The sequence below is a fragment of the Bradyrhizobium sp. AUGA SZCCT0105 genome (assembly GCF_018129565.1).
In the GTDB taxonomy this organism is placed as follows: Bacteria; Pseudomonadota; Alphaproteobacteria; order Rhizobiales; family Xanthobacteraceae; genus Bradyrhizobium.
Genome location: NZ_JAFCMK010000007.1, coordinates 167751 through 192476 on the forward strand (window position 1 = coordinate 167751; position 24726 = coordinate 192476).

General features: G+C 65.6%; 24 protein-coding genes. 11 read left to right on the forward strand and 13 right to left on the reverse strand.

Features of this window, described 5'->3' with window-relative positions:
- The first annotated feature begins 71 nt into the window (after window positions 1–71).
- The 5 genes from JQ573_RS29765 to JQ573_RS29785 all read left to right on the forward strand — a co-directional run bounded on the left by JQ573_RS29765 (window position 72) and on the right by JQ573_RS29785 (window position 4278).
- On the forward strand, window positions 72–842 hold the full coding sequence (locus JQ573_RS29765; protein ID WP_212311846.1) for a cysteine rich repeat-containing protein: 771 nt from the start codon (window positions 72–74) through the stop codon (window positions 840–842).
- Between the two features lie 39 nt (window positions 843–881).
- Window positions 882–1103 carry a cysteine rich repeat-containing protein gene (locus JQ573_RS29770; protein ID WP_092119845.1) on the forward strand — a complete coding sequence of 74 codons (222 nt, stop codon included), beginning with the start codon at window positions 882–884 and terminating at the stop codon, window positions 1101–1103.
- A gap of 109 nt (window positions 1104–1212) precedes the next feature.
- A complete protein-coding gene (locus JQ573_RS29775; RefSeq protein ID WP_097671005.1) occupies window positions 1213–1425 on the forward strand; it encodes a hypothetical protein in 213 nt (70 codons plus the stop codon).
- Window positions 1426–1540: 115 nt separating this feature from the next.
- Window positions 1541–2671 (forward strand): FAD-dependent monooxygenase, encoded by a 1131-nt coding sequence (locus tag JQ573_RS29780; RefSeq protein ID WP_212311847.1) that lies wholly within the window; start codon window positions 1541–1543, stop codon window positions 2669–2671.
- Entirely contained in the window at window positions 2668–4278 is a 1611-nt protein-coding gene (locus JQ573_RS29785; RefSeq protein WP_212311848.1) for a benzoate-CoA ligase family protein, read from the forward strand. Before JQ573_RS29780 ends, JQ573_RS29785 begins: the two co-directional genes overlap by 4 nt.
- Before the next feature lie 209 nt (window positions 4279–4487).
- Here JQ573_RS29785 and JQ573_RS29790 read toward each other — a convergent pair whose 3' ends face one another.
- From JQ573_RS29790 to maiA, 3 genes are read right to left on the reverse strand one after another with little or no spacing between them, the layout of a single operon-like run.
- Window positions 4488–5672 (reverse strand): 3-hydroxybenzoate 6-monooxygenase, encoded by a 1185-nt coding sequence (locus tag JQ573_RS29790; protein WP_212311849.1) that lies wholly within the window; start codon window positions 5670–5672, stop codon window positions 4488–4490.
- Window positions 5672–6184 (reverse strand): MarR family winged helix-turn-helix transcriptional regulator, encoded by a 513-nt coding sequence (locus JQ573_RS29795; protein ID WP_212311850.1) that lies wholly within the window; start codon window positions 6182–6184, stop codon window positions 5672–5674. Before JQ573_RS29795 ends, JQ573_RS29790 begins: the two co-directional genes overlap by 1 nt.
- A complete protein-coding gene (gene maiA, locus JQ573_RS29800; RefSeq protein WP_212311851.1) occupies window positions 6174–6806 on the reverse strand; it encodes a maleylacetoacetate isomerase in 633 nt (210 codons plus the stop codon). Before maiA ends, JQ573_RS29795 begins: the two co-directional genes overlap by 11 nt.
- Before the next feature lie 209 nt (window positions 6807–7015).
- Here maiA and gtdA point away from each other — a divergent pair, with 209 nt between their 5' ends.
- Complete coding sequence (gene gtdA / locus JQ573_RS29805) at window positions 7016–8056, forward strand: gentisate 1,2-dioxygenase (protein ID WP_212311852.1); 1041 nt, start codon at window positions 7016–7018, stop codon at window positions 8054–8056.
- 175 nt (window positions 8057–8231) lie between these two features.
- Here gtdA and JQ573_RS29810 read toward each other — a convergent pair whose 3' ends face one another.
- The 4 genes from JQ573_RS29810 to JQ573_RS29825 form a co-directional block, all read right to left on the reverse strand.
- Window positions 8232–9059 (reverse strand): ABC transporter permease, encoded by an 828-nt coding sequence (locus tag JQ573_RS29810; RefSeq protein ID WP_212311853.1) that lies wholly within the window; start codon window positions 9057–9059, stop codon window positions 8232–8234.
- On the reverse strand, window positions 9052–9825 hold the full coding sequence (locus JQ573_RS29815) for an ABC transporter ATP-binding protein (RefSeq protein ID WP_212311854.1): 774 nt from the start codon (window positions 9823–9825) through the stop codon (window positions 9052–9054). The genes JQ573_RS29810 and JQ573_RS29815 overlap by 8 nt, the downstream gene beginning before the upstream one ends.
- A gap of 160 nt (window positions 9826–9985) precedes the next feature.
- On the reverse strand, window positions 9986–10990 hold the full coding sequence (locus JQ573_RS29820; RefSeq protein ID WP_212311855.1) for an ABC transporter substrate-binding protein: 1005 nt from the start codon (window positions 10988–10990) through the stop codon (window positions 9986–9988).
- Window positions 10991–11105: 115 nt separating this feature from the next.
- The gene (locus tag JQ573_RS29825; protein ID WP_212311856.1) at window positions 11106–12467 is read right to left on the reverse strand and encodes an FAD-dependent oxidoreductase; all 1362 of its coding nucleotides are present in this window, start codon (window positions 12465–12467) and stop codon (window positions 11106–11108) included.
- A 123-nt stretch (window positions 12468–12590) separates the two neighbouring features.
- Between JQ573_RS29825 and JQ573_RS29830 the strand changes: the two genes are divergently transcribed.
- Window positions 12591–13475: a LysR family transcriptional regulator gene (locus JQ573_RS29830; protein WP_212311857.1), complete on the forward strand. Its 885-nt coding sequence runs from the start codon at window positions 12591–12593 to the stop codon at window positions 13473–13475.
- A 74-nt stretch (window positions 13476–13549) separates the two neighbouring features.
- Window positions 13550–13804 (forward strand): type VI secretion protein, encoded by a 255-nt coding sequence (locus JQ573_RS29835; RefSeq protein ID WP_249132509.1) that lies wholly within the window; start codon window positions 13550–13552, stop codon window positions 13802–13804.
- 15 nt (window positions 13805–13819) lie between these two features.
- Here the strand turns inward: JQ573_RS29835 and JQ573_RS29840 are convergent, their stop codons facing one another.
- A complete protein-coding gene (locus tag JQ573_RS29840) occupies window positions 13820–14620 on the reverse strand; it encodes an enoyl-CoA hydratase-related protein (protein WP_212311858.1) in 801 nt (266 codons plus the stop codon).
- Between the two features lie 169 nt (window positions 14621–14789).
- On the opposite strand from JQ573_RS29840, the gene JQ573_RS29845 reads away from it, so the two are divergent.
- The gene (locus JQ573_RS29845) at window positions 14790–15764 is read left to right on the forward strand and encodes a ketopantoate reductase family protein (protein WP_212311859.1); all 975 of its coding nucleotides are present in this window, start codon (window positions 14790–14792) and stop codon (window positions 15762–15764) included.
- A 40-nt stretch (window positions 15765–15804) separates the two neighbouring features.
- Entirely contained in the window at window positions 15805–16584 is a 780-nt protein-coding gene (locus tag JQ573_RS29850; RefSeq protein ID WP_212311860.1) for an SDR family oxidoreductase, read from the forward strand.
- 11 nt (window positions 16585–16595) lie between these two features.
- On the opposite strand, the gene JQ573_RS29855 is transcribed toward JQ573_RS29850, so the two are convergent.
- Both JQ573_RS29855 and JQ573_RS29860 read right to left on the reverse strand, forming a co-directional pair.
- Window positions 16596–17330 (reverse strand): aspartate/glutamate racemase family protein, encoded by a 735-nt coding sequence (locus JQ573_RS29855; RefSeq protein ID WP_212311861.1) that lies wholly within the window; start codon window positions 17328–17330, stop codon window positions 16596–16598.
- A gap of 104 nt (window positions 17331–17434) precedes the next feature.
- The gene (locus JQ573_RS29860; protein ID WP_212311862.1) at window positions 17435–18115 is read right to left on the reverse strand and encodes an alpha/beta family hydrolase; all 681 of its coding nucleotides are present in this window, start codon (window positions 18113–18115) and stop codon (window positions 17435–17437) included.
- 260 nt (window positions 18116–18375) lie between these two features.
- Between JQ573_RS29860 and JQ573_RS29865 the strand changes: the two genes are divergently transcribed.
- Complete coding sequence (locus tag JQ573_RS29865; protein ID WP_212311863.1) at window positions 18376–20211, forward strand: cytochrome c; 1836 nt, start codon at window positions 18376–18378, stop codon at window positions 20209–20211.
- A gap of 15 nt (window positions 20212–20226) precedes the next feature.
- Here the strand turns inward: JQ573_RS29865 and JQ573_RS29870 are convergent, their stop codons facing one another.
- The 3 genes from JQ573_RS29870 to JQ573_RS29880 form a co-directional block, all read right to left on the reverse strand.
- Complete coding sequence (locus tag JQ573_RS29870) at window positions 20227–21696, reverse strand: FAD-binding oxidoreductase (protein ID WP_212311864.1); 1470 nt, start codon at window positions 21694–21696, stop codon at window positions 20227–20229.
- 9 nt (window positions 21697–21705) lie between these two features.
- The gene (locus JQ573_RS29875) at window positions 21706–22794 is read right to left on the reverse strand and encodes an FAD-dependent oxidoreductase (protein WP_212311865.1); all 1089 of its coding nucleotides are present in this window, start codon (window positions 22792–22794) and stop codon (window positions 21706–21708) included.
- A 196-nt stretch (window positions 22795–22990) separates the two neighbouring features.
- Window positions 22991–24535, reverse strand: coding sequence for an aspartate ammonia-lyase (locus JQ573_RS29880; RefSeq protein ID WP_212311866.1), 1545 nt, complete (start codon window positions 24533–24535; stop codon window positions 22991–22993).
- Window positions 24536–24726: the final 191 nt, after the last annotated feature.

The window sequence follows — 24726 nt, forward strand, 5'->3', positions numbered from 1 at the left end:
TAGAGCAAAACTTTTTGAGACTCAGTTCAGTTGAGCCGGAGGCTTCCGGCGCGACGAGAGGATTTATTCAAATGATCAACGCGTTGACACGTGCAACGAGGCTCTCCGCATGGCTCGCGCTTGCGGCACTGATGAGCACCGCACCGGCCTTGTCGCAGGCGCCGACCCAGGCGCAGCGCGACGCCATCAAGTCGCAATGCCGCAACGATTACATCGCACACTGCTCCAGCGTTCCGCCCGGCGGCGAAGCGTCACTGCAATGCCTGCAGAAGAACATGGCAAGCCTCGGCCCTGGCTGCGCCAGCGCCGTGAAGGCCGTGGAAGCTCCAAGCGCTGCGCCCGCAGCAGCCAAGACCGACGCGGCTCCGGCGGCGACGGCGGCCAAGCCCGCGGAGACGGCGGCACCGAAGGCCGCCGCAGGAAAGCCAAGCAGCGCGCAGATCTCCGCGATCCGCAGCGCATGCCGCTCCGATTATCCCAAGGTCTGCGCGGGCGTGCCGACCGGCGGTGCGCCGGCGCTGCAGTGCCTCGAGAAGAACAAGGAGAAGCTTTCGCCGGCCTGCGAGAAGGCCGTGGCGGCCGCCGGCGGCGGTGGCGCCGCGCCGGCCGCGGGTGCCGCGACAACGGCAGCTCCGGCGGCTGCACCGGCGGTGATCGCGTTGCGGCCGCTGCGGCCGCGCGAAGAGATTTTCGTGCTGCGTTCGGCCTGCGGCGCCGACGTCCGCTCGATCTGCGGCGGCGTCCAGCCGGGCGGCGGGCGGATCGTGCAATGCCTGGCGACCAATGCCGGCTCACTGTCGCCGGCGTGCCGCGAGGTGCTGGCGCCGTTCGCGGCGCGGTAACCCTGTTGTCATGCGACTGATCGGAAAAGGGAGCGATCGATGCTGCGTCTTGTCCTGACCGCCGTTCTGCTTTGCGGCTCAACCGCCGTCTACGCCCAGGAGCTGACATCGGCGCAACGCGACGCCTGCATGGGCGACTATCAGAAGTTCTGCAAAAGCGTGACGCCCGGCGGCGGACGCATCATCGCCTGTCTTGCCAAGGAGAGCGACAAGCTGACGCCCGCCTGCAAGAAAGTGCTGGCGGCAGCGGAAAAGAAATAGCCGCGCAGGCGGTGAGACGATAGTTGCGCGGTGATTTGCCGGGCACGGAGCCGCAGCACCTTGTTGTCACAAACAGGCCAACCAACCTCACTCCGGGAGAGGGAATATCATGCGCTCATTATTGCTGATCGCTGCGGCCCTGCTGTCCTTTGCCGCGACCATGACCTTCGAGTCCTCCGATGCCAACGCCGTGGTGTGCGGACGCGGCCCCTATCGTGCCGGATGCGCGAGCACGCGCGGCGCGGTGGTCGTCCGCAAGCCCGTGGTCGCCGGCTGCCGCTGGGTGTGGGTCGGCGGGGTCAAGGTCCGCCGCTGCTACTGAGCCGTTCGCGGCCACGCTTCTGGTCGCCGCGTGCATTTTCCCTCTGGCGTTCCCGCCAGAGGGCGATTAGTCTGGACCCAAATAGTAAGTACACTGTCAATCTGGGAGGCAGACGTTGCGGATCGCCGTGATTGGCGGAGGGCCCGGCGGGCTCTATTTCGCCTATCTCTGGAAGAAGCGTCATCCTGACGCCGAGATCGATCTGTTCGAGCAGAACGCCGCCGGCGCCACCTGGGGCTTCGGCGTGGTGTTCTCCGAACAGGCGCTGGAGTTCCTGCGCGCCGACGACCCCGAGACGGTCGACGCCATCGCGCCGCGGATGGAGAGCTGGAAGAACATCAGGCTCAATCTGCGCGGCGAGAGCGTCGAGATCGACGGCGTCGGGTTCTCCTCGATCGGCCGGCTGGCGCTGCTGACGATCCTGCAGGAGCGCGTGCGCAGCACTGGCGTCACGCCGCGCTTCGACACCGTGGTGCAATCGGTCGACCAACTCAGGGGTTACGACCTGATCGTCGCCGCCGACGGGTTGAACTCGATGGTCCGCCGCGATTTTGAGGCCGCATTCGGCGCGTCGGTCTCGCATTCGACCAACAAATTCGCCTGGTACGGCACCAGCAAACCCTTCGCGACACTGTCGCAAACGTTCGTGGCGACCGAGCGCGGCAACTTCAACGCCCATCATTATCGCTATGCAAAGGACATGAGCACCTTCCTGGTCGAATGCGACGCGGCGACCTGGGCGGCCTACGGCTTCGCCGACAAGACGATCGAGGAATCGCAGGCGATCTGCGAAGACGTATTCGCCGCGACCTTGGACGGTCACAGACTGATCTCGAACAAATCGGTGTGGCGCAATTTCCCGTGGATCTGGAACGAGCGCTGGTCGCACGGCAACATGGTGCTGATCGGCGACGCGCTGCATTCGGCGCATTTCTCGATCGGCTCGGGCACCCGGCTTGCGATCGAGGATGCGATCGCGCTGACCAAGGCGCTGGAGACCGAAAGCAGCATCGCCGCTGCGCTTGCCCGCTACGAGGCCGAGCGCAAGCCGATCGTGAAGAAGCTCGTTACCGCAGCGCGGACCAGCGCCGACTGGTACGAGCATTTCCCCGCGCACATGAAGCGCGGCCTGATGGATTTCGCCTACAGCTACATCACCCGCTCCGGCCGGATCGACGATGCGCGGTTGCGCGCGATGTCGCCCGCCTTCATGGCCCGTTTTGAGGCCGCAAAGGGACGCTCATGACTGGGATCGCCGACCTGGTTCCGCAGGACAATCCCGGTGCGCGCGAGATCGGCTTTGCGCTTCCCGAGCGCTACAATGCGAGCCGCATCCTGTTCGACAATCTCGGCAACGGCAATGCCGACCGCCTGGCGCTGACCGGTCCCGCCGGCACGCGGACCTATCGCGAACTGTGCACCGAGGCGGCGCGCTGGGGCCACGCCTTCCAGTCGCTTGGGCTAAAGCGCGGCGACCGCGTGCTGCTGTTCCTCGACGACACGCCAGCCTATCCGGCAGCGTTCTTCGGCGCGGTGCGCGCCGGTTTCGTGCCATTGCTGATCAACACGCTGACGACGCCGGAGCTGTTGCAATTCTATCTGTCCGATGCCGGCGCGCAGGTCGCCGTCACCGATGCGGAGTTCTGTTCGCGCTTCGACGCCGAGGCCTGCAAGGACACGTCGCTGCGCACGCTGGTCGTGGTCAATGGCACGGGTACCGGGCATGCCGTCGCGGAGGCGCGCAACGCCGGCGACTGGCTGCAAGCGTTTCCGACCGAGCTTGACGCGGCCGACACCCACCGCAACGAGATGGCGTTCTGGATGTATTCGTCGGGCTCGACCGGCCGTCCCAAGGGCATCGTGCATCTGCAGCACGATATGGCCTATAGCGAGCTGGCCTTTGCCCGCAGCGTGCTGAAGCTTTCGCCCGGCGACATCTGCTTCTCGGTGCCGAAGATCTTCTTCGCTTACGGCTTCGGCAATTCGATCACGTTTCCCTTCTCGGTCGGCGCCGCGACGCTGCTGTTGCCGGGCCAGCCGAAGCCGGCCGCGATCTTCGCCGCGATTGCGCAGTACCGGCCGACCGTGTTCTTCGGCCTGCCGACGCTCTACATCACCCTGACCAAAACCGAAGGCGCCGAGCAGGCCGATTTCTCCTCGCTGCGGATGGCGGTCTCGGCCGCCGAGGTGCTGTCGGCCGACGTGTTCAACGGCTGGAAGCGGCTCACCGGGCTCGAGATCATCGAAGGGCTCGGCTCGACCGAGGTGCTGCACGTCTATCTCAGCAACCGCGCGGAGCAGAAGAAGCTCGGCGCCGCCGGCCTGCGCGTGCCCGGCTACGAGATCATGCTGCGCGACAGCGACGGCCGCGAGGTCGGCGACAATGAGGAAGGCATTTTGTGGGTGCGCGGCGATTCCGCGACGCCACTGTACTGGAACCGACCGGACAAGACCGCCGAGACCGTGCGCGAGGACGGCTGGATCTACACCGGCGACCGTTTTGTGCGCGACAGCGACGGTTTTCATTTCTTCCGCGGCCGCGCCGACGATCTGGTCAAGATTTCCGGCCAGTGGGTCTATCCGCTGGAGGTCGAGCTGTGTCTTGCCGATCACCCCGATGTCCGCGAGTGCGCCGTCTACGCCGCTGAGCTGCCGGACCGCCGCATGACGCTGCGGGCCGTGGTGGTGATGAACAAGGCCGGCTTCGACGCCAATGAAGCGACGCGGCGGCTGCAGGACTATGTCAAGGCAAAGCTGTTGCCGTACAAATATCCGCGCGAGGTAAAATTCATCGACGAGCTGCCGAAGACCGGCACCGGCAAGATCGATCGCCAGGCGGTGATGCGGATGTGAGGGGCGGGTCGATGGACGCGGCCACCGCAAATTCGGTGTCGTCCCGGCGAGAGCCGGGACCCATAACCACAAATGCTTGTGGCGAGCAGGCTGGGGCCACAGCTAGTCATAACAACAGCTATCGGTGGTTATGGGTCCCGGATCGCGCTTCGCTTGTCCGGGACGACGACGGAGAATGTGCCGCATGTTGCGCATCTCACATCGAGCAGCTAGCCGCCCAGCCCGGTCCCGCCATACAGCCACGCGATGTCGTCGCACCATTCCGTCTGCGACTTTGCGCTCATGATTGCGTTGCGGATGCGGGCGTGGTCGCCGGCGGGATGGTAGACGTGCTCGCCGATTGCGCGTGACATCAGTTGCACGCGCGCGGTGCGCGGGAAGCGTTGCGCGCGGTAGGCTTCCAGCGCGGCCGCATGATCGTCGTGATTGGCCAGCATGTGCGACAGGCACACCGCGTCCTCCATCGCCTGGCAGGCGCCCTGCGCGAAATATTGCAGCATCGGATGCGCGGCGTCGCCGAGCAACACCACGCGGTCGTCGATCCAGCGCTCGGTGGGGTCGCGGTCGCACAGCACCCAGAGCTTCCAGTTGGTGCCGTGCCGGATGATGTTCTGCGCCCGCTCGTGGACGTGGGTGAAACCCCTCATCACCTCGTCCTCGGAGACCGGCTTGCCCGCGACCGGCTCCGGCGCATCGTTGTGATAGGTGACGACGAGGTTGAACACCTTCCAGCCCGACAGCGGATAATGCACGATGTGGCATTTCGGACCGGCCCACAGCGTCGCCGCGTTCCAGCGCAGATCCTCGGGCATCTGCTCGGTCGGGATCACGGAACGATAGGTGGTGTGGCCGGAGACGCGCGGCGGGCCATCCGCCGTCACCTGCTTGCGGATGTTGGACCACAACCCGTCGGCGCCGATCAGCAGGCGTCCGGTGATGCGCTCGCCATTGGCGAGGTTTGCGGTCACGGACGAACCATCCTGCGCGTAGCCTGTCACCTCGCTGGACACGCGCAGCTCGATCAGCTCATGGCTCTGGCAGGCGCGCAGGAACACGCCATGCAGGTCGCCGCGATGCACCACGGCATAGGGATTGCCGAACCGCGCGCGGAAGCTGTCGCCGAGGTCGATATGCGTGATCTCGTCGGCGGTCAGCGCATCCATCAGCCGGAGCTGGTCGATATAGACCGCCATGTTGCGCGCGGCCTCGCCGACACCGAGATAGTCGAAGGCGTGGAACGCGTTCGGCCCAAGCTGGATGCCGGCGCCGATCTCGCCGAGTGCTGAAGCTTTCTCCAGCAGGATGGAGCGAATCCCCTTCTGCGCAAGGCCGAGCGCCACGGCGAGACCGCCGATGCCGCCGCCCGCGATCAGGACCGGCTTGCCCTCCGCCATCAGCCTGACCTCCCGAGATGCTCGAGCGCATCCTCGGCGCGCAGCGGCACACGCGAGGCCTCGTTGTTGAGGTCGACGAGCTGGGTCAAGAGCGCCAGCAGCGTCTTGCGGTCGGCCGGCTTCAGCGGCTGCAGCATCCGCGCCTGCGCCTTGTCGACCGAGGGCATGATGTCGTTGAGCACTGCGGCGCCGGCCTTGGTGAGGTAGAGCAGCTTGACGCGCTTGTCCTCGGACGCCGGCTTGCGGACTATGTATTCCTTGGCCTGCAGGCGCTCGATCACATTGCCGAGCGTCGAGCGGTCGAACGCGATCACCGCCGAAAGCCTTGTGGCATCGATGCCGGGATGGGTCGAGATCGTGACCAGCGCGGCGTATTGCACCGGCGTCAGGTCGAACGCCTTGCACTCCTCGATGAACAGCGCGACCGCGATCTGCTGCATGCGCCGGAACAGATAGCCGGGCGCGGTGTAGACCGCGTCCATCGTGACGGGTGTTGGCTTGCTACTCGGCATCGGGCTGCTTGTCCGGGGCGGCGTCGGCGAACGCCTTGACTTGTTTTGCCGCGGCCTCTGCCTTGAGCAGGCGCGGATAGGCCGAGACGTCGACGCCGAAGCGCCGCGCATTGGCGAGCTGCGGCACCAGGCAGAGATCGGCCAGCGTCGGCGCATCACCGAAGCAGAATGGCCCGGCCTCCGCCGCGATCAAGGTCTCGCAGGCCAAAAGGCCCTCGCGATTGGCCCAGGCCGCCCATCCCGTCACCTGCTCCTCAGGCAGGCCGAGCTGGCGCAGCCGCGCCAGCACTTTCAGATTCTGCACCGGGTGGGTGTCGCAGGCGATCGCCTGTGCGAACGCGCGCACCTTGGCGCGCCGCAATGGGTCGTTCGGCAGCAGCGGCGGATTGGGATTGGTCTCGTCGAGCCATTCGATGATCGCAAGCGACTGGGTGAGGATTGCGCCGGCGTCGCTCTCCAAGGTCGGCACCAGCCCCTGCGGATTGATCGCGAGATAGGCCGGCGCGCATTGCTCGCCCTTGCGCAAATGATGCGGCAGATGCTCTGACGTCAGCCCCTTCAGATTGAGGGCGATCCGGACCCGGTAGGACGCGCTGCTCCGGAAATAGCCATGCAGCTTCATCGGAACCTCCCTTGCATTTCCTCATTGGCTAGAGCTTTTCCGTTCCGATGGAATCGGAACGAAGCTCTAGATTCAAGTTTTGACGCGTTTTCTTCACGCGAACCGGTATCCACTTCGCTCGAAAACGCTCCGGCTTCATTGACGCTAGCCGTATTGTAAGTATACTGTCAATCAATTGAACCGACAAGAATGATGATGGGAGGCTTGCCATGGAAGCCGTGCAGAAGACCCCCGAGCGCGAAGCGTTCTACAAGAAGATCGACGGCCAGAACCTCTCGGCGCTGTGGAACGTGATGAACGATCTGATCACGCCGGAGCCGAAGAGCGCCTGCCGCCCGCATCTGTGGAAGTTCGACCAGATCCGCGATTACATGAACGAGGCCGGCAAATTGATCACGGCCAAGGAAGCCGAGCGCCGCGTGCTGGTGCTGGAAAATCCGGGGCTGCGCGGCCAGTCCAAGATCACGACCTCGCTGTTCGCCGGCGTGCAGATGGTGGTGCCGGGCGACATCGCCCCCGCCCATCGCCATGCCCAGTCGGCGCTGCGCTTCGTGCTCGAGGGCAAGGGCGCCTTCACTGCGGTCGATGGCGAGCGCACTGCGATGGCGCCGGGCGACTTCGTCATCACGCCGTCGATGACCTGGCACGACCATTCCAACGAAACCAGTGAGCCGATGTTCTGGCTCGACGGGCTCGACATCCCGATGGTGCAGTTCTTCGATTGCTCGTTCGCCGAGGGCGCCAAGGAAGATCAGCAGTCGATCTCCAAGCCCGCCGGCGCCAGCTTCGCGCGCTACGGCCACAATTTGTTGCCGATCGACCAGAAGCGGACCTCGAAGACCTCGCCGATCTTCAACTATCCATATGAATACACCCGCGAGGCGCTAGAGAAGGCCAGGGTCAGTAACGAGTGGGACGCCTGCCATGGGCTGAAGCTGAAATTCTCCAATCCCGAGACCGGCGATTTCGCGATGCCGACCATCGGCACCTTCATCCAGCTGCTGCCGAAGGGTTTCAAGACCGCGCGCTATCGGTCAACCGATGCCACCGTGTTCGCGGCGATCGAGGGCAAGGGCCGCACCCGGGTCGGCGACCAGACATTTGAGTGGGGCCCGCGCGATTTGTTCGTGGTGCCGAGCTGGCATTGGGTCACCCACGAGGCCGACGCCGACTCCGTGCTGTTCTCGTTCTCCGACCGCCCGGTGCAGCAGAAGCTGGATTTGTTCCGCGAGGATCGCGGCAACGCATAAGGCCCGTCGTCGCAAGGCACGCAGCACCCACCCCACGTCGTCCCGGCGAAGGCCGGGACCCATTACCACCACTCTCGATTGGTTGAACGCGCTTGGGCCCAGCTTTTCCCAACAACCACGCCCTGTGGTTATGGGTCCCGGGACGACACCTTGGGTGTGGCCGGCAGTGTGGCCCTCACCGCCAGTGCAGCAGCCTCACCTCGAGCAGGTTGATCAGCTTCCCGACCACAAGCCCGAACAGCGACAGGATCACGACGCCGGCGAGCAGCTGATCGGTCTGCATCAGATTGCCGGCCTGCAGCACGAAAGCGCCGATGCCGTATTGCGCGCCGATCATCTCGGCACTGACGACGAGCAACAGCGCGACCGACGAAGTGATGCGGAAGCCGGCGAGGATCGAGGGCAGCGCGCCCGGCCAGATCACGCGGCGCACGATGGCGCGGAACGGCACGTTGAAGCTCTGCGCCATCCGGATCAGATTGCGCGGCACCGCGTCGACGCCGCTATAGACCGAGATCGCGGTCGAGAAGAACACCCCGAGCGCAATGGTCGCGATCTTCGGCTCCTCGCCGATCCCGAGCCACAGGATGAGCAGCGGCAGCAGCGCGATCTTCGGAATCGGGAACAGCGCCGAGATGAAGGTGATGCCGACGCCACGCGCCATGGTCGACAGCCCGATCGCGAAGCCGACGATGACGCCCACTGCCGTGCCGATGATCCAGCCGGTGCCGATCCGCATGATCGACCACGACAAATGCTGCCACAGCGCGCCCGACATCGCGAGCTTATAGATCGCAACCGCGATCGCCGACGGCGCCGGCAGGAACAGCGGGTTGACCAATCCCGCACTGCCGGCAAGCTGCCAGACCGCGATGACGAGCGCGAGCGCGATCCAGCCGGCATAGCGGCTGCCGCCGGGAGTGAAGCCGGCGCCGCGAAACGCGACCGGCCGCGTCGCTTCCGCCGATTGGTCCTTCGTCTCCTGTGGGGAGCGGTCAAGCATGCTGGACCTCGCGCTCGGCATCGATCGCTTCCTTCCGGATCAGCGACCACAATTCGCCCTGCAAGGCGGCCATGGGCGCGCGCGCATCCGCCGCGCCGCGCTCGGCGCGCGTCATCGGGATGGTCACGATCTCCCTGATGCGGCCAGGGCGGCGCGACAGCACCACGACGCGGTCGGCAAGCCGCACCGCTTCCTCGAGATTATGCGTGACATAGACCGCGCCCATCGCGCCGTCGGCGAGCAGGCCGACGAAATCCTCCATCAGGAGCTCGCGGGTCTGCGAATCCAGCGCCGACAGCGGCTCGTCCATCAGCAGGATCGCCGGGCGAACCGCCAGCGCGCGCGCGATGCCGACCCGCTGGCGCATGCCGCCGGACAACTGCTTCGGATAGGCGGCGCGAAAGTCCGACAACCCGGTACGGCGCAGCGCGTCGTCGATCACGGCACGGCGCTCGCCGGCGCTCAAGGCCGCGTGCAGCAGCGGAAACGCGACGTTCTCCTCGACCGTATTCCACGGCAGCAAAGCAAAATCCTGGAACACGAAAGTCAACGGATTGAGGCTGCCGGCCGGCGGCGTCCCGCGCAGCTCGGCGGCGCCCGCGGCTGGCCGCAGCAGGCCGCCGAGGATCGACAGCAGTGTGCTCTTGCCGCAGCCGGACGGCCCGACGATCGCAACGATCTCGCCGGCGCGAACCGTGAAGGAGACATCGTCGAGCACGTCGAGCGCGCCGAAGCGATGGCTGATATGGTCGGCGATCAGGTCCATGGAGTTACAGCCTCACTGCCGGATCCGTCACCCTGAGGAGCCGCGCAGCGGCGTCTCGAAGGGTCGACGGCCCGGATGTCTCGGCCGTCCATCCTTCGAGGCTCGCTCCGCTCGCACCTCAGGATGACGGGGAGAGAGTTGTGATCGATGTCGTCCACCATCAATCCGCCTTCACATAATCCTTGGCGATGATCGTGCCGGCGTCAAAGCCCTTGTCCACAAAACCCTGCCCTTGCAGCCATTTGATCTGGTTGTCGACGTTCTTCACGTCGAGCTTGCCGTCGGGATCGACATAGGCGCAGTTACCGACCACCTGCTCGACGGGCAGATTGGTGTATTTGGCGATGATCTCGAGCAGCGGTTTTGTTTTCTCGTTGATCGGCGCGACGCCATCCTTGATCGCGGTCAGGATCACGTCGTGGTATTCATGGTCGGCGCGGGTGAGCGCGGTGAGCAGCCTGGTCACCAGCTTTGCGTTGCCCAGTGTCTTCGGCGAAGCGAAGATGGCACCTAGTTGCCACGGCGTCTCGTCGCCGACCCAGCCGAGGAATTTCGCGCCGTTGGAATCCATCAGCGTCCGCGCGGTCGAGACCGGCAGCAGCGCCGCGTCGACGGTTTCGCCCTTCAGCGCGGCGGCCGCGTTCGACAGCGATTGCAGCGGCACGACCTTCACGTCGGACAGCCTGAAGCCGTATTTGTCGGCGAGCAGGCCGAGCGAATAATGGAAGCTGGAGCCGACCTGGGTCACCGCCACGCGCTTGCCGGCGAGATCCTTCGGGGTCTTGAGGCCGGCCGCATAGGCATTGTTGCTGGCGAAATAGCCGATCAGGGGATAGCCGGCTTTCTCGCGGCTCATGCCGCCGATCACCTTCAGCGTGCCCTTGCCGGCGAGATTGTAGAGCCCCGCGGTGAACGCCGTGATGCCGAAATCGACATCGCCCGACGTGGTCGCGACCGCGATCGGCTGCGCCGCGTCAAAGAACTTCAGCTCGACATCGAGGCCGGCGTCGCGGAAGTAGCCCTTGTCCTGTGCGATGAACACCGGCGCCGAGGACGACAGACGCAACACACCGACCTTCGCCTTCAGGAGATCATCGGCCCGCGCGATGCCGCTCGCGGCCCAGACCAGCAGACCCGCGAGTGCGAGCCGCGCCCAACCTCTCATTGCCGTCCTCCGCCAAGAGCCCTTTCCGTTCCGACGAGATCGGAACGGGGCTCCAGATTCCTGTCTTGACGCATCTTCTTCACGCGAACCGGTGTCCACTTCGCTTGAAAACGCTCTAGATTCCTTCAGGCACGGCCTGATCGCGACCGATGAACGCGCCCTGCTTGCCAAGCTGTTGTTGCAACTTTTCGACGGAAATGTCGCGCGGAATCGTATTGCCCGACAGTGCCAGCGCGGCCGCGGTTCCGGCCGCCTCGCCCATCACGAAACAGGCACCGGAGACGCGCGCCGCCGATTGCCCTTCATGGGTCATCGAGGCGCAACGGCCGGCGACCAGCAGATTATCGACGCCATCAGGCACCAGCATGCGATACGGCAACTCGTTGTAGCCGCGGCTTTCCGGGATCGGCGGAAACTCGAAGATCACGTCGCCCGGCACGTGCGATTCCTTCGGCCAGCCATTGACGCCGATCGAGTCCTCGAACGAGGCGCAGCCCAGCACATCCTCGCCGGACAGCATGTAGCCGCCGATCACACGCCGCGTCTCGCGGATGCCGAGTTGCGGCGGCAGATCGACGATGTAGGAATTCTCGAAGCCCGGCACCGTGCGCAGGAACTTGAACGCCTCGACCGCCTGACGGCGGCCCTCGATCTCACCGCGCGTCATGTCGTCAGGATCGATGCCCGAGATGGCGCCGCCATCGCTTCGCGTCACCTGGGTGAAATTCACCCGCCATTCGATCTGCGATTTCTGCGGACGCACGATCGCGGACTTGCGCGGGAATTTATGCGTGCCGGCGGCCTCGGCCTGCGCCATCAGCGCCGGGATGGTCCGCCACGCATCGCCGGCTTTCGCCGGATCGATGCCGTTGAGGCGGAACATCATCGAGGGGTAGAGCATGCCGCCCTTGTTGTCGCCGACCTCATAGGACGCGCCGGCCCACACCGCGAGGTCGCCGTCACCGGAGCAGTCGATGAAGATGCCGGCCCGCACGGCCTGCCGGCCGGCCTTGGTCTCCACCATCAGCGCGCGGATGTGCGCGCCGTCCATGACGACGCCGGCGCCGAGTGCGTGGAACAGGATATCGACCTTGTGATGCGCCAGCAGGTCGTCGGCCGCGATCTTGTAGGCCGCGGTGTCATAGGCCTGCGCAAGGATCTTGCCGAGGATCAGATGCGGCGCGTTCAACCCGCCGAGCCGGTCGATCCGCGCCAAGAGGTCGGAGGCGATGCCCTGCACCACCCGATGCATCTCGCCGAAGATGTTGGCGTGCAGCCCGCAGAAATTCGTCACGCCCGCCGCGGTGCCCATGCCGCCGAGAAAGCCGTAGCGCTCGATCAGGAGCGTCCGCCGTCCGGCGCGCGCCGCGCCGACGGCTGCCGCGATGCCCGCCGGACCGCCGCCAAGCACCACCACGTCATATTCGCCATAGACCGGGACCTGCCGCGCAGGTTCTTCGATCGTGCTCATCAGCATCATTTCCGCCCTGAACAAAGTTGATTGGGCCAACTATGAATTGATGCGGATTGCAGTACAATCCACCAGATTATGTAATCAGCTTTCGCGAATCGAGAAAGGCAAGGGAAGAGAAAAGAGCGGATGGACACGCTGGTCAACCTCGAAGCCTTCCTCGCCACCGCCGATGCCGGCGGCTTCTCGGCCGCGGCGCGCAAGCTCAACGTCGCGACGTCGGTCGTCGCCAAGCGCGTCACCCAGCTCGAGGAGCGGATCGGCACCGCGCTGTTCCACCGCTCGACCCGCCAGTTGCGGTTGACCGAGGCCGGGCAGCAATATGTCCATCGCGCCCGCGGCGTGGTGGCCGATGTCGGCGATCTACTGTCGCGGATGGGCGAGAAGCAGCGCGATCTCACCGATCATCTGCGCGTGAAGGCGCCGACCTCGCTAACGGTCGCGCGGCTCGCCGATGCCTTCACGATCTTCCAGAAGCAGAACAGAAGCGTGAAGCTCGAGATCGTGATGATCGACCGTCCGGTCGATCCGGTGACCGAAGGTTTTGACATCGCGATCGGCGCCTTCCCGCATTCCTTCGGTGGCGTCGTCGACGAGCCTTTGTGCCGGCTGCCGCGGCTGTTGTGCGCCTCGTCAGCGTATCTGAAGAAGCACGGCACGCCGAAACATCCGCGCGACCTGGTCGATCACCGCTGCCTCAGTTTCCTGCCGACCGGACCGGAATGGCCGTTCGAGGGACCACGCGGCCGCATCAATGTCCAGGTGCGCCCGATTCTCTCGTCGAACGAGGGCCGCGTGCTGACGCAAAGCGCGATCGCCGGCAACGGCATCGCGCTGCTCTCGCACTATCTCGTCGCGGACGCGCTGCGCGACGGCGCGCTGCAGCCGATCCTCGCCGAGTTTCCGATCCCGGAACTGTGGGTGAAGGCCGCCGTTCCAGAACGCCGCATCAATGCCGCCGCGGTGCAAGCGCTGCTGAAGACATTGAAAAAGTCGCTGGCGCAATCGCTTTGACACGGCCGCGGTCTTGCTCGCCGCACGCCGACCTGAGACAAGGACGGATAAGGATCGCCCGCTTGAAACTCCTGATGTCAGTGTCGCTTGGTCTCATCATTGTCGCGACGCCCGCCGCGGCGGTCGAGACATGCCGCTTCATCGAGGCCAAGGCGGAGCGCGAGGCCTGCTACCATCGCCAGGAGCAGGAGCTGGCGGCGAAGCGCAAGCCCGAGCCGCCGCCGATCACCCAGTCGAGCGAATCGAAGACGTTCGATCAGTTGCAGCAGATGCGTCGTGACGACGAAGAGGTCTATCGCAGCATGCGTGGCATCTGCCGCGGCTGCTGAGCTGAGCGGCCGGGCCTATGCCCCGCCGCCGCCCCACCGGCCCGCGCGCTTCTCGGCAAAGGACGCGAGTCCTTCGGCCGCCTCGGCGGTCTGCCGCTTGGCCGAGTGCAGATGGACGAGGCGCTTGTAGGCCTCATCATCCACACCCATGCCGCCGAACGAGCTCTCCATCGCGAGCTTCTTGGTCTCGGCCATCGCATCCGGAGCATTGCCGAGCAGCTGCTCCACGACCTTGGCGCCCGCGCTTTCGAGATCGGCTGATGGCACCACCTCATGGACGAGGCCGATGCGGCGGGCATCCTCGGCGCCGAAACGCTCGCCGGTCAGCGCGTAGCGGCGCACCTGGCGCGCGCCGATGGCGTCGCAAAGCTGCGGGATGATGATCGCAGCCGTCAGGCCCCAACGCACCTCGGTGATCGAGAACAGCGCGTTGTCGGCCGCGATCACGATATCGCAGGCCGAGATCACGCCGGTGCCGCCGCCGAAGCAACCGCCCTGCACCAGCGCCACGGTCGGCACCGGCAGCGTGTTGAGGCGCTGCACCGCCTCGAAGGTGGCGCGCGACGCCGCCTCGTTCTCCTCGGATGATTTCGGCCGCACGCCGTTGATCCATTTCAGGTCGGCGCCGGCCTGGAAATGCTTGCCGTTGCCGTTCAGCACGACGACGCGCACCGGTCTGGTCGAGAGATCGTCGATCGCGGCCAGCACGCCCGCAATCAGCGCGCCGTCATAGGCATTGTTGACCTCGGGCCTGTTCAGCGTGACGGTCGCGACCCCGCGCGCATCGAGGCTCCACAGGACTGGGCTGGCCGACATGACGTTTCTCCCTCGTTCGGAATTGCTCTTGCCAAGCCACTATGGCGAGAGGTGATGCCTTGATCCATCACTTTCGAGCGCGTGCGACCGCGCCCCGCGCATGACGGGTTGCGCGATGCCCTGCGCTTGTGGAAACTGATGCGGCACGTTGGAAGGAATTGTTCCACCCATGCGTATCTGCATTTTCGGCGCGGGCGCGGTCGGCAGCCATTTCGCAGTCCGGCTGGCACGCGCCGGCCACGATGTGTCCTGCGTGATGCGCGGGCCGCATCTCGACGCGGTCAAATCCCGCGGATTGACGCTGAAGGTCGGCGACACCAGCGTCACCGCGAAGGTGAAGGCGTCGGCCGATCCTGCCGAACTGGGGCCGCAGGACGTCGTCATCAGCACGCTGAAGGCCACCGGCATCGGCGCGCTCGCAACCGGACTGCCGCCGCTGCTTCAGCACGACACATCAATCGTGTTCGCGCAGAACGGCATTCCCTGGTGGTACGATCTCGGCCTGTCGCCGCAGCATCCCGCCATCCCCGATCTCGGCTTCCTCGATCCCGGCGGGCGCCTGCGCAGCGCCGTCCCGAAAGAGCGGATCATCGGCGGCGTGATCTTCTCCTCCAATGAAGTGGTTGCGCCCGGCGTGGCGGCGAACCTGTCGCCGGATCGCAACCGGCTTTTGATCGGCGAATGCGACGACCGACGGAGCGAGCGCATCGCCAATTTGCGTGCGGCACTCAATGACGCATCGATCGAATCGCCCGCGGTCAACGAGATCCGCGAGACGATCTGGTCGAAGCTTTTGACCAACATGTCGATGTCGGTGCTCTGCCTGCTGACGGGGCTGACCGCACGCGGCGTCCGCGACGATTCCGACCTGCAGGACGTGATCCCGCGCCTGCTCGACGAGGCCAATGCGGTGGCGACGCACTACATTCCCGAGGTCAAGCGCGTCACCCGCTCAGGCCCGGCGCCGGACCACAAGCCATCGATCCTGCAGGACTACGAGCTCGGACGCGCCATGGAGATCGATGTGCTGGTGCGCGCACCGGCGGCGTTCGCCCGCGCGGCCGGCCTTCCGACCCCGATGCTCGACCTGATGGCCGCGCTCGCGATCCAGAAGGCGCGTGACAAGGGGCTCTGTCAGAGCTGACAATCCGCCCCACGACGCTAACAAGCGGGGATATCGAACCATGCAAGTCAAGGACAAGGTCTGCATCGTCACCGGCGGCGCGAGCGGGATCGGCGAAGCGGTGGCGCGGGCCTATGCCGACGCCGGCGCCCGCGGCGTCGTGGTCGCCGACCTCAAGACCTCGCGCGACCGGCTCGCCAGCGTCGCCGGCGATATCGACGGGCTCGCGGTTACCGCCGATGTCGGGCTCGAGGAGGACGTCAAGGCGCTGATCGCGGCGGCCGAGGACAAGTATGGCCCGGTCGACGTGTTCTTCTCCAATGCCGGGCTGTCGCGCAAGGGACAGGAAGCCGCGTCCGATGCCGACTGGGACGTGAGCTGGCGGGTGCATGTGATGAGCCATGTGTTCGCGGCGCGCGCGCTGGTGCCCGGCATGCTCGCGCGCGGCTCCGGCTATCTGCTCAATACGGCGTCCGCGGCGGGGCTGCTGGCCTCGCTGAACTCGATGCCTTACGGCGTGACCAAGAACGCGGCGGTCGCGCTCGCCGAACATCTCGCCATCCAGTATGGTGATCGCGGCATCCGCGTCTCCGTGCTCTGCCCGCAATCGGTGCAGACGGGGATGACTACGCCGGGCCCGAGCGCGGCGCGCGTCGACGGCGTGTTGCAGCCTGGCGAAGTGGCGCGGATGGTGATCGAGGCGATGGCCGAGGAACGTTTCCTGATTCTCTCGCATCCCCAGGTGCAGGAATACATGCAGCGCAAGGCCACCAATCGCGAGCGCTGGCTGTCCGGCATGCGCCGCCTGCGCGACCGGATCTATGGCGGCGCGGCGTCATAACCACCTCACCGTCATTCCTTGAGACCTGGTGCGAATCCTTCGAGCAGACCCGTGTATCTCTTCACTCCAGGCGAAGCATAGGCGCCGCGGCGCGAAGTCGTGAGCTTGAGGCCGGCGAGCGCTTCCGCCTGTTTCACCGCGGCGGCCACGCCGTCGACGACAGGCACGCCGAATTGCGCAGACAGCTCATGGGCGAGATCGGCCATGCCGGCGCAGCCGAGCACGATGGCGTCGGCTCCCTTCTCCAACGCGCGGGCGATCTCCGCCTCCAGCTTCTCCCTCGCACCCGAACCCGGTTTCTCCAGATCGAGCACCGCGACGTCGCAGGCGGTGACCGTGGCGCGGTCGGCAAAGCCGTAGCGGCGGACCAGCTCCTCGAGCGGCACGATCGAGCGCGGCAGCGTGGTGACGACGCCGATGCGCTTGGCGATCTGCCCGGCCGTAACCAGCGCCGCCTCGCAGATGCCGACCACCGGATAACGCGCTGCCGACCGCGCGGCATCGAGCCCAGTGTCGTCGAAGCAGGCGACGATGCCGGCATCGGCGTCCGGCGTCTTCAGCAATGCGTCGATCAGCCCGGGAACGGCGAACGCCTCGTCGTAGAAGCCCTCGATCGAGGCGGGTCCCATCGATGACGTGACGGCCACGATCTCGGTGCCATCAGCGGCAACCGCCTGGGCCGCAGCGGCGATGGTCGCGGTCATCGACGCGGTGGTGTTGGGATTGACGATCAGGATTTTGGTCATGGGTCGAGATTAGTAGCCCGGATGCAGCGAAGCGCAATCCGGGACGGTGTCACAGGTGGAAAGGCCGGCCCCGGATTTCGCTTCGCTGCATCCGGGCTACCCACCTACACATGCTTCGCGACCCAGGTCGCGAATGCGTCCAGCACTTCGGCCATCACCTCGCGGTCGTTGCGGCCGGAACGCTTGAGGACATGGAAGGAGTGATCCGCCTCCTGCACCAACTGCAACGTGGCGCGCGCACCCAGCCCCTTCACGACGGGCTCGAGCAGGTCGAGCTCCGCCAGCGCGTCGCGCGTGCCCTGCAGGAACAGCATCGGGACCTTGACCTCGGCGAGATGTTTGGCCCGCTCGCTCGACGGCTGGCCGGCGGGATGCAGGGGAAAGCCGAGGAACACCAGCCCGCGCACGCCGGCGAGCGGCGCTTTGGCCTGCGCCTGCGAGGTCATGCGTCCGCCGAACGACTTGCCGCCGGCGAACAGCGGCAGTTCGCCGCAACGGCGCGCGGCCTCCGCCACCGCGGCGCGCACCGTCGCCTGCGCGACGGCGGGCGGATCGGACCGCTTGCTGCCCTTCTCCATGTAGGGAAACTGATAGCGCAAGGTCGCGATGCCGCGCTCGGCGAGGCCGACCGCAATCGTCTCCATCGACGGATGCGCCATGCCGGCGCCGGCGCCATGCGCGAACACATAGGCGCCACGGGCCTGCGCCGGGCGCAGCAGCAGTGCGGACACCGAGTTGTCGTCCGAGACCGTGATCGTGAGCGGTTGTGCACTTGGCGCGTTCAAGATGACATCTCGAAGAATTGTTGCTCCGTCATTTCTAGCCGCGGGCAGCCATGCGCGCAAATGCCGCCGAGGCGAACACGCCGCAAGTGAACTGGCTCACAGCCAACCAACATTTCCTTTGCAACATTTCCGTTGGTAGACCGAGCGCCGCCACTGTAGGATGGCGCCCAGCGCATCACACGCTTAACGCGAACCTGTTTCGGCGATTTTTAATATCTCATCAATATGACGCGCGAGTACCGCGAATTGGGGAATGGGGCATGCCTCGCAAGACGATATTCTTCATCGGGCTGCTGATTGTCGCCGGCGTCCTCTACCTCAAGGACGATATCGAGACGGTGGCGAGCGGCTTCCGCGTCAAGGTCGTCGACTACCAGCCGCCGGCAAAGACGGTGTGGCTGGATCAGAACGTCAGCGCCGAGCGGCTGCGCTGGTTCTATCACGCCGACCAGGGCACGCGGACTTTCGGCATTCCCCTTGAATGGTTCATGGCGCTGGAGCAGCCGACGGTCTGGCCACTACTCACAGCGGCACCGCGGCTCAGCGAGACCAATTATCTCGGCCGCTTCGGCTTTATTCCCGACACTGTGATTCCGGGTAGCCCCGATGCACTGCCGATCGGCTTCGCGCCGAGTGGCCCGATGGCCGACGCCAACGGCGCGCCCTGGCGCAACCCGCATAGCAAGGCCGACATGAACGGGGTCGGGCTGACCTGCTCCGCCTGCCACACCGGAAGCTTCAGCTACCGCGGCACCGAGATCGTGATCGACGGCGGGCCCGCCAACACCAATTTGTTCGAATTCCAGAAGAGCGTCGGCGTCTCGCTGCTGTTGACGCGGTTCTGGCCGGGCCGCTTCTCGCGCTTCGCCGACGAGATCCTCGGCAAGGATGCCAGCCTCGACGAGCGCATGGCGCTGCGCAGCCAGCTCGATCTCGTGCTGAAGCAATACGCCAACATCAATGCACTGGAGACCAAGGTCGCCGCCAACAGCGTCGAGGAAGGCTATGCGCGGCTCGACGCACTGAACCGGATCGGCAACCAGGTGTTCTCGATCGATCTGAACAATCCGAACAATTATGCCTCGCATTCGGCGCCGGTGCATTTCCCGCGGATCTGGAACGCGCCGTGGTTCAGCTGGGTGCAGTATGACGGCTCGATCATGCAGCCGATGGTGCGCAATGCCGGCGAGGCGCTCGGCGTCAGCGCCGAGCTCAATCTGCTCGACGAGTCCAGGGGCCTGTTCAAATCCAGCGCGCGGATCGACGTGCTGCACGAGATGGAGCGGATGATCGCCGGCGAGCCGCCCAGCGAGGACAAGGGCTTTGGCGGCCTGGCGTCGCCGAAATGGCCGGAGAATATCCTGGGGCAGATCAACATGGATCTCGCGAAGAAGGGCGGCGAGCTCTACAAGACGCACTGCCAGGGCTGCCATGGCCCGGCGATCGACAGCAAGGCGCTGCCCGCGAGCGAAGCCTTTGCGCTGTTCAAGGACAAGAAGCGCTGGATCAAGAACGACGCCGGCCAGCCGCTGCTCGACGTCGAGATGATTCCGATCAGCCATATCGGCACCGACAGCGCGCAGGCCGAGGGCCTTGCGAGCCGCACCGTCGAGACGCCCGCCAATCTGAAGATCAAGGACGGTGGTTTCGGACCCGCGCTCGGCGAGTTGGTCGAGAAGACCGTCGACACCTGGTACGACCAGAACAAGACCCCGCCGGAGGATCGCAAGCGCATCAACGGCTACCGGCCGAACGAGATCCAGGCGCCGCTGGCCTACAAGGTCCGGCCGCTCAACGGCATCTGGGCCACCCCGCCCTATCTGCACAACGGATCGGTGCCCTCCATCTACGCGCTGCTGTCGCCGGTGAAGGATCGTCCCTCGACCTTCTATCTCGGCAACCGGGAGTACGACCCCAAGGATCTCGGCCATGTCTGGAAGGACAATATCAAGAACGCCTTCGTGCTCGACACCAGCAAACGCGGCAACAGCAATTCCGGGCACGAATTCTCGAACGAGAAGCGCCTCGGCGTGATCGGGCCGGAGTTGAAGGAAGACGAGCGCCGCGCCCTGATCGAGTTCATCAAGACGCTTTGAGCTTCGGCCTGCTCCTCATGCCGTCGGGACGCTGAGCGGCACGCTTTGGGCGTGGTGGAACAGATCATCGGGATCGTATTGCTGCTTCACCGCGACCAGCCGGGCGAGGTTGTTGCCCCAATAGGCTGACGCATAGCCGTCGAGGTCGAGATCGCAATAATTGACGTAGGACGCGCCCGGCATGAAAGGGCGCATCGCCGCATAGACCCTCGCGACGTCAGCGAGATGCGCCGCGGTGTCGGCGGATCGGCTCCAGCTCGAGAAGTACTGGATACAGTACTGCGTGCCGGCGCGGCGCGGGAATGCGGTGGCGTCGGCGGCAACATCGGCGATCCGACCGCCATAGGAATCGCACAGCAGCACGATGCCGCCCGGCGCGATCGGCGCGACCGCCGCCATCATGGCTTCGATGCCGTCGGAGGCGAGCGGCGTCAGCACGTAGTCCGACTTCGCCTTCATCAGCACCGACTCGTAGGCGAGCGGTCCGGCAAAGTGCTTGACCGCATCGAGGAAGGCGAGCGATTGCACCGACAGCGCCGATGACGGCGGCCGCACCGCCGTCAATCGCCGGAGTTCGCTGCGCAGCTCGCTCTCGCTGCCGACCGACTGGCCAATGCAGCGCATCGTGATCAGGCCGTGGCCGGCCGGGCCGACCTTCATGATCGAGGTGATGTTCGACGGCGCATTCGGCGCCCAGTCCTGCCAGGCGGCGAACAATTGCGCGGCGTGGGCCTGCGACAGTTTCCAGGAGACACCGAACACCCGCGCCGTCTTCAGGGGAAACACCTCGATCCTGAACTCGGTCGCGATGCCGAAGCTGCCACCACCGCCGCCGCGGCAGGCCCACCAGAGGTCCGGCTCCGATGTCGCATTGGCCTGCAGCACACGCGCCTGGGCGTCGACGACATTCGCCTGCAGCAGGCCGTCGCAGGTCAGTCCATGCGAGCGCGCGAGCAGGCCGTGGCCACCGCCGGTGAGATGACCGGAGATGCCGACGGTCGGGCAACTCCCTGCCTGCAGTGCGAGGCCCTGGGCGGCCAACGCGGAATAGAGCTCGTAGAGCGATACGCCGGAGCCTGCCGTGACGAGGTTCGAGGCCTTGTCGACCACAATCTGCTTCAATCCGCGCACGTCGATCGCAACCCCGGACGATTGCGACAGGCCTTCATAGGAATGCCCGCCGCAGCGAACGGCGAAGCTCAATCCGTTGCTGCGCACCCAGTCGACCATCACGGCAACCGCGTGCTCGGTCTTGCAGACCGCCCGCAGCGCCGGCGCCAATTGCTTGCGCTTGCTCGCGGCAGGCAGGTAATCCGCATAGTGCGCGTCCTGCGGCCGCAGGAACTCAACGTCGGTCACCGGCAGGTTCGGCAATGGCGGCAGCGGTGCCACGCCCTCCGCCGGCGGCGCGGCGATCTCGGCGTCGGCGGCGGCAACCGGCGCATCGGAAGGCAAGAACTCGTCGACGCGAAGCGGATGTTCCATGGCGAACCCTCAGACCTCGGGAATTGCCGGGTTGACGATCGGCGCGTGGACGGGGTTGTGGATATGGATGTCGGGCAGCGGCCTCGCCGGTGCCTTGCCGAACAGCGAGGCGATGTGATCGACGAGGCCCTGGCATACCGCCTTGTCCGGGGTCTCGTTGTTGACGCCGGGCTCGAAGGTGCCGCCGATCACGACGTGGTCGCTGCGCGGGAACAGGTAGCCGTTCTGGCCGTAGAGATATTGCAGCGCCGGCTGCGGCCGCAGCAGCGCAAGCTGTCCCTTGATCGGCATCATTTTGGTGTCGCTCCACAGCGTCATCGATCCGAGCCCGGTGCAGTTGACGATGATCGGCTGCGGCACGCTGGCCAGGATATCGGAACGGTTGACGAACCGCTTCGACACGAAGCTGACGCCGCGCTGGTCGAGATCGGCCTTCAGCCTGGCGAGCAGGACCGGCGGCTCAATCAGCAGGGTCTGGTAGACGAAGCCGGGCTTGGTGTGGTGCGCGAACGGCAAGCGCTGCAGCGGCTGCCGCGGCGGGATCAGGCCGGGCGCGAGTTGCAGCACGATGTCGAGATTGTGCGCACGCGTCGCGGTGTAGTTCGGCCGCTCGAACACGCCGAACCCCTGCCCGATCCGATCCTTGAAAGCACGATAGGCGCTCTTGATGATGTCGGTGAGCTCGCGCTCCTTGCCGGCGAATTCCACCACCGAGACGGCCCACTGGCCGCCGGCCTTCGCGGAGGTGGTCTCGAGCGGCGCGCGATCGGAATAGACCGTGACCTTGAGCCCGAGATCGAGCAGCAATGTCGCGGCGGTCAGACCCATCACGCCGGCGCCGAGCACGGCGGCTTCGGTGACCCCACGGCTTGCGGCCAGATGATCCCTGACGATGTCGCGGACCTTCGCGGCGCAGCCAAAACTCAGCGTGATGCCGGCGCCGCCATGGCCGTAATTATGCACGATGAAGCTCTGCGAGATGGTTTCGGCATCGAGCCGGTACGATCCGTTGCGATAAGGCCGCACGCCGGCAATGCAGGCGCCGGGCTGATCGGGATCGAAGGCAAAATCTGGCGTCGGCAGGTTCGGCGTGGCCATGGCAAACCTCGCAATCCCTGTGCCGCGAGCGCGGTACATCAATTATCTAAAGTTGCTTCATCGTATCATACATCTCCCATGGACGTGTGATCGGCTTCACAAAGCGCCATCACGGACGCGTCGGCATGCGGCCGGCAGGTCCGTCCTGCAAAGGTCAAAATGGATGTTCGTCGCGCGGGATCCGTAACGCCTGCTCTCAACTGTCCTTCAACTTCGGCACGGGCTGACGGCGCGCCGGGCGGATCATGGCTTCGAGCTCGAGCAGCTGGTTGAGCTGATCCTCGGTCAGGAGCTTTTCCTCCAGCACGATGTCGGCGACCGAGCGGTTCTCCCTCAGCGCGCGGCGCGCCACGCGCGATGAGGCCTCATAGCCAAGCGCCGGCGCCAGCGCCGTGATCAGGCCGATCGAGCCCTGCACCAGGCTGCGGCAACGCTCGCGATCGGCTTCGATGCCGTCGACGCAGCGCTTGGTCAGCGTATCGATCGCCGCCGTCAGCATGCGCAGCGAGCTCAACACGCAATAGCCGATGGTCGGCTCGAAGGCATTGAGCTGGAGCTGGCCGCCCTCGGCGCACATCGTCACCGTGAGATCGTGCCCGATCACGAGGAAGGCGACCTGGTTGACCACCTCCGGAATCACAGGGTTGACCTTGCCGGGCATGATCGACGAGCCGGCCTGCACCGCGGGCAGCCTGATCTCGCCGATGCCGGTGCGCGGCCCCGACGACAGCAGGCGGAGGTCGTTGCAGATCTTCGACACCTTCACTGCGACGCGCTTCAGCACGCCGGAGAACAGCACGAAGGCGCCGAGGTCGGAGGTTGCCTCGATCAGGTTCGAAGCCAGCACCATGGGCTGGCCCGACAGCCGCGACAGCTCCTCGACCGCAAGCGCCGCATAGCGTGGATCCGCATTGATGCCGGTCCCGATCGCGGTGGCGCCGAGATTGACCTCGCGGAACAGGCTGGAGATCTCGTTCAGCCGCGCGACGTCCTCCTTCACGGTAGCGTGGAAGGCGTCGAACTCCTGGCCGAGTGTCATCGGCACCGCATCCTGCAGCTGGGTGCGGCCCATCTTCAGGACATCGGCGAACTCCACCGCCTTGCCCTTGAAGGCATAGGCGAGGTCATCGAGCGCCCGCACCAGCGGCTGGGTGGCAAAGATCACCGCGAGCCGCAGCGCTGTCGGATAGGCGTCGTTGGTCGACTGCGCCATGTTGACGTCGTCGTTCGGATGCAGCGCGTGATAGTCGCCGGGCTTCTTGCCCATCAGCCCCAGCGCGACATTGGCGATCACCTCGTTGGCGTTCATGTTGGTCGAGGTCCCGGCGCCGCCCTGGATCGCGTCGACGACGAAGGACTCGGCATAGACCTTGTCGGTCGCGATCTGGGTGCAGGCCTTGTCGATCGCATCGGCCTTTTCCGGCGCGAGATAACCCAGCCGCTTGTTGGCGCGGGCGGCCGCTTGCTTCACCAGCGCCAGCGCGCGGACGAATTCCGGGAAATGGCCGACCGGCACGCCGGTGATCGGAAAGTTCACCACCGCGCGCTTGGTGTGGATGCCCCACAGCGCATTGGCCGGCACATCGTCCTCGCCGAGCAGATCGTGCTCGGTGCGGGACTGCGCCTGCTCGATCGGCACGGTGCGGACGGTCGCGATCGCGAGCTCGCTGACGCCGCCGCTGTCGCCGGAGGGTGGCGCGGCGCCTGCAGTGTTGGCGGTCTCAACCTTCGATTCGGCCATCTGTCCCTCCGTTACCTGCTGCAGATCTCGTCGTCGGCGACACCAGCCATGATGCGCCGGACAGGCATCGAAAGCCAATGCCTATCGGCAAAGTCTTGCACACCGGCGAACGAAAAGACGCGTCAAAACGGGATCGGCATGCGCGCCGCACGGAGAATTGAGGGCGTACCTTATCCGTCATGATAACAACT